Below are 1347 nucleotides of genomic sequence, written 5' to 3'. Positions count from 1 at the left end.
GAAACGGGCGCACCGGTGTTGCTCACAGATCAGTCGCTGCAAGAGCGCTGTCTGGTGCAGTCCGCGCAAGTGATCGTGGTGGACGCCGATGCTTCCCTGGGCAGTGAGTCAAGCGAAAACCCGGCGGTGGCGTGCCAGCCTGAGCAGCTAGCGTATCTGATGTACACGTCAGGCTCCACGGGCAAGCCCAAGGGGATTGGCGTGACGCATCGCAACGTACTGAATCTGGCGCTCAACGGACGTTTGGAGGGGGCGCGAGAGCGTGTGTTGCTGCATTCGCCGCATGCATTTGATGCATCCACGTATGAGCTGTGGGGTCCGTTGCTGAACGGAGGGCAGATCGTTATTGCGCCTGCCGGTCAGCTTGATGCACGAGCGCTGCAAAGCATCATCATGCGTCATCAGGTCACTGCTTTGTATTTGACGACCGTGCTGTTCCATCTCATTGTGGAGGATAAACCTCGTAGCCTTGGCAGCGTACGCAAGCTTTTGGCAGGAGGCGATATTCTGTCGCCAGATGCGGCACAGACGATACTCGATCAGTATCCCGATCTCACCTTCATACATGTTTATGGGCCGACGGAGACCACTACCTTTGCAGCGTGTTATGCGATACAGGCGCCGTATCAAGCAGAAGCCTCGGTGCCCATTGGCATGCCGCTGGACAATGCGCAAGTCTATGTTTTGGATACGGGGCTGCGGTGCACGCCTGTGGGCATCGTAGGTGAACTCTATATTGCCGGCACGGGCATGGCCCGGGGTTACTTTAACCGCCCAGAGCTGACGGCTGAGCGTTTTGTGGCCAATCCGTTTGGCCCTGCCGGGACACGTTTGTATCGTACCGGTGATCTGGTGCGCTGGCGTGCGGACGGTACGTTGGACTTCGTTGGACGGGTGGACCAACAGGTCAAGATCCGGGGCTTTCGGATCGAGCTGGGTGAGATCGAAGCGGCACTGCGTCAGCATCCGGGCGTGGCGCAAGCCGCGGTCATGGCGCGCGAGTCTCATGTTGGGCACAAGCAGTTGGTCGGCTATGTGGTAGCGGATGCGCAACAGGTAAGCGAGCTGGATGTGATGCAATTACGCGCGCATGTTGCCAATCAGTTGCCCGATTACATGGTGCCTGCCGCCATCATGCAACTGGATGCGTTGCCGCTGACACCCAATGGCAAGCTGGACCAAAAAGCGCTGCCCGCGCCTGAGTTTGCGCTGGCGCACTATCGTGCGCCGCGCACGCCACAGGAGCAAACGCTGGCCGAGCTGTTTGCCGAAGTGCTCGGCTTACCCCGCGTGGGCATTGACGACAGTTTCTTTGACCTGGGCGGTGACAGCATTATCTCCATTCAG

At 58.9% G+C, this 1347-nt stretch carries 1 protein-coding gene; it reads left to right on the top strand.

Features of this window, described 5'->3' with window-relative positions; genetic code table 11:
- Window positions 1–1347, top strand: a 1347-nt coding sequence (locus tag B0O95_RS15175) for a non-ribosomal peptide synthetase (protein ID WP_104078561.1), incomplete at both ends; no start/stop codon positions are given.

The organism is Mycetohabitans endofungorum (genome assembly GCF_002927045.1).
GTDB classification, from domain to species: Bacteria; Pseudomonadota; Gammaproteobacteria; order Burkholderiales; family Burkholderiaceae; genus Mycetohabitans; species Mycetohabitans endofungorum.
The sequence above is the reverse complement of the archived record's forward strand: the minus strand, read 5'-3'. Positions and strand labels throughout refer to the sequence as shown.